The organism is Nostoc sp. 'Peltigera membranacea cyanobiont' 232, from assembly GCF_002245985.1.
GTDB lineage: Bacteria > Cyanobacteriota > Cyanobacteriia > Cyanobacteriales > Nostocaceae > Nostoc.
In genome coordinates this window covers 1-3,125 of record NZ_NOLK01000327.1, presented here as the reverse complement: position 1 = coordinate 3,125, position 3,125 = coordinate 1, and the positions used below count along the sequence as shown (strand labels likewise).

Sequence of the window (3,125 nt, the reverse complement as noted above, 5' to 3'; positions counted from 1 at the left end):
AGTTTGGGTTACATATTCTTCTTTTTCCATTGTCGAAGAAAGTAAATCAATTTTCATATCTTCCTTTTCAATGTTTTCTCCAGAATTAGAAAAACTGGGGCGGGTGGGGCGGAAGTCTTACCAGGCAAGGAAGAATGGGGCGGTAACTGGGGCGAAACTGGGGCGGTTAGCTCTCAAACTGGGGCGGTTAGCTCTCAAACTGGGGCGGTTAGCTCTCAAACTGGGGCGGGTAGCTCCCCAAGTTGTGCGGAAAAGCTAGAAAGTGGTGCGGGTCAATCGGACTCTGTGCCATCTTCTTTTGATTCCAAGGTTTTAGCCTCAGAAGCGATCGCTTGTATCCTGGAATCCCCCAATCCAAGTTGGGAGGTAATTAAGGATATTTTGGGTGAAATGGAAATCGCTTCTTATTCGGAACTGCATGGGTTTTTGACCTTGGGGGAATTCGCCCAACTTGAGATGCTAGTACGAGCTTCTGATCGTGAGGTTGATCTTTAGTACTACAAGAGGGACTGTCACGGTGATGCCCAATACGAGAGTCAGCCCTGACTGGCGCTCACGTCAAATTAAGGTTTTGGGGCGCGTAGGCGGTCAAATTGGCATTAATTATCTATGGGACATATTGTCATGGGAGAATCGATTTGACTTAGCGTTATCTGTGAACAAGCGCAAGGTAGGGTAGTCCAATAAATTTCTGGGTTACTAGAATGAGCGTCTACTAATGAAGGAGGACTGATGAATCCCAATACAAAGGAACTGATCCAACAACTAGGGCAACAGTACGAAGGTGCTGTGATGAAACCCTTGTATACGGCTGTGGTCACTGTAAACCCAGGGCAAGAGGGACATGCACGGGTGTCGGGTCATGCCCGTAGTGACGATGGCTTACTCGACTTGAACCTTGCGTTTCCTACTAAACTTGGTGGACAGGGGCAAGGAACTAATCCAGAGCAACTTTTTGCAGCAGGTTATGCAGCCTGCTTTCATGGGTCACTGGCTTTGGTTTCAATAAAAGCTGGTATTGATGCTTCAACTGCCACGGTTACATGTGCTGTAACCATTGGCAGAGATCCAGCGGATGGTGGATATATTCTGTCCGCAAAATTAACTGTTGCTCTTCCTGGGGAAGACCGAGAGAAATCTGAACAGCTGGTTGCCCAAGCACACAAGCTCTGTCCCTACTCGAAAGCTATTCATGGCAATGTTGATGTGGAGGTGACGGTAGCTTGAATCATCTGGACATCATTGATGTTGATAGCTTTCGCAATAACTCTTGAGTGGAGCGACTCTCAACGTCAGAATGGGGATCGTAGCGCGGTAGACTGTCCCGTTTGTAGTCCATTTTCCCGACAGTATTCATTCTCTCAAACACCTGCTACTTCGTGAACCACCCACCTCAATTAAGTCGCGCTTATCTTTCATCTGCCAAAAAACTCTCTACAGAGAGCGATTGATAAATTTGGCTTATATAAAGGGGTGAGTAGCTTATTCAATTGTCTGTACTGGCTTCTATACCAAGAGTTGATAGAATCTTTGCTATCAGTGATATCAACTGTAGGAATGAGAAAAAAGTTGAGAATAATGATAATTAGGAGACACCCATGTCAGATTCACCGTTCACCTTAACTGTCAGTAAAGGGCGCAACCATATTGCTGCTCCGAGCGATCGCGTCACATATTTCATTTCTAATTCTGAGCTTGATTTTGTTGAAAACGAAGTAGGTTACTTAGCAGGGCCACCTCTGCATTTACATCCCTATCAAACAGAAATTCACTACCTGATTCAAGGCAAACTGCGCTATCACATTGGCGAGGAAATCCTTGAACTAACCAGCGGTGACTCCCTCTGTATTCCCAAAAACACCCCACACGCCTGGATCAATCTGTACTCAGAACCCGCCCGGATTGTGGCTATCCTAACACCAGGAGGCTCGGAAGGCTTTTTCCAAAGCACTGCCTCAGTCGCACTAGAGCCAGCCGCCCTGATAAAACTCGCTCAGGACTATGGTGTCGAAATTCTCGGCGCACCGTTAGCCGTCAGCATGGCCAACTCAGACCCATGATTCGTATATTTAAAATGCCATATTTAGCAGCAATCTTAAAAATTTCTTCGCGCTTTGCTTGAAGTTTTGCCAAGCGCATGTTTCGGTATAAGGATTTTTGTATATATGCCTATAGTAACAAGATATTTCTCGATGCCTTGGGCGCTCACTGACTGTTCAAAATCGCTTTACAACAACTGTTCAATCTACTAACACCTCACTGAAGAAAGTAACAAATGGCAGATGACCCGACCATTGCTCACAATGCATTTAAGGAATTCGATCGCAACAGATTCTCTCTTGTTGCTGAAGGATATGATCAAGCGATCGCTGTTGTGACTTCTCAGGCGAATGAAGCCATATTGGATGCCGTAGGAGCCAAGTCTGGACTGAGATTGCTGGATGTAGCTTGCGGGACTGGGTGGCTCAGTGCCGCAGCAGTAAAGCGGGAGGCTATCGTAACTGGATTAGACTTTGCAGAGAATATGGTGGCCATTGCCAGAGTGCGATGCCCTAAAGCCCAATTTTATAACGGGGACGCTGAGAACCTGACTTTCGAGTCGAGCCAGTTTGAGGCAGTCGTTTGTAGCTTGGGCATCCTCCATTTCCAAAACCCAGAACGGGCGCTAGCCGAATCCTTTCGTGTACTCAAACCTGGAGGGCGCTATGCCTTCACCTGCTGGACACCGCCAACGCGTAATCCGTTCATGGCTCTGATACTGGGTTCGGTGCAGACTTATGGCAGCACGGATGTGGATCTACTTCCTGCGCCGCCTCTGTTTCGCTTTGGCGACCCCACAGAATGCGCTCATGTCTTGAATGGGGCGGGGTTTACTGAAGTGTCTGTCACCGAATTGCCTATAAGGGACTTCCAAAGAATAAATTATTCCAAGAAAAACAAGAGACAGGTTTTATCAAGAATGATAATCATTTTAAGGGGGGAGAAAAGGGGTTGCCCTGGGCAACCCCTTTTCTCCCCCTCATCTATGCATGAAGAATCTATACACTTGTCGTCTGCTTTGAAGTTAAACAGTGTAAATTAGTATGTTTTGTAGCTAAATAAATGCTGTTATTAAAATCAAATAA

The 3,125-nt window shown here is 46.3% G+C and carries 5 protein-coding genes; all 5 read left to right on the top strand.

The window, feature by feature from the left end; translation table 11 throughout:
* Positions 1 to 259: hypothetical protein (locus CDG79_RS43255; protein ID WP_223278657.1), on the top strand; the 259-nt coding region annotated here is incomplete at its 5' end.
* 26 nt (positions 260 to 285) lie between these two features.
* Positions 286 to 495 carry a hypothetical protein gene (locus CDG79_RS43250; RefSeq protein ID WP_189525314.1) on the top strand — a complete coding sequence of 70 codons (210 nt, stop codon included), beginning with the start codon at positions 286 to 288 and terminating at the stop codon, positions 493 to 495.
* 237 nt (positions 496 to 732) lie between these two features.
* Positions 733 to 1,227, top strand: coding sequence for an organic hydroperoxide resistance protein (locus tag CDG79_RS39865; protein ID WP_094346961.1), 495 nt, complete (start codon positions 733 to 735; stop codon positions 1,225 to 1,227).
* 371 nt (positions 1,228 to 1,598) lie between these two features.
* Positions 1,599 to 2,060: a cupin domain-containing protein gene (locus tag CDG79_RS39860; RefSeq protein WP_094346960.1), complete on the top strand. Its 462-nt coding sequence runs from the start codon at positions 1,599 to 1,601 to the stop codon at positions 2,058 to 2,060.
* A gap of 215 nt (positions 2,061 to 2,275) precedes the next feature.
* Entirely contained in the window at positions 2,276 to 3,082 is an 807-nt protein-coding gene (locus tag CDG79_RS39855; protein WP_094346959.1) for a class I SAM-dependent methyltransferase, read from the top strand.
* Positions 3,083 to 3,125: the final 43 nt, after the last annotated feature.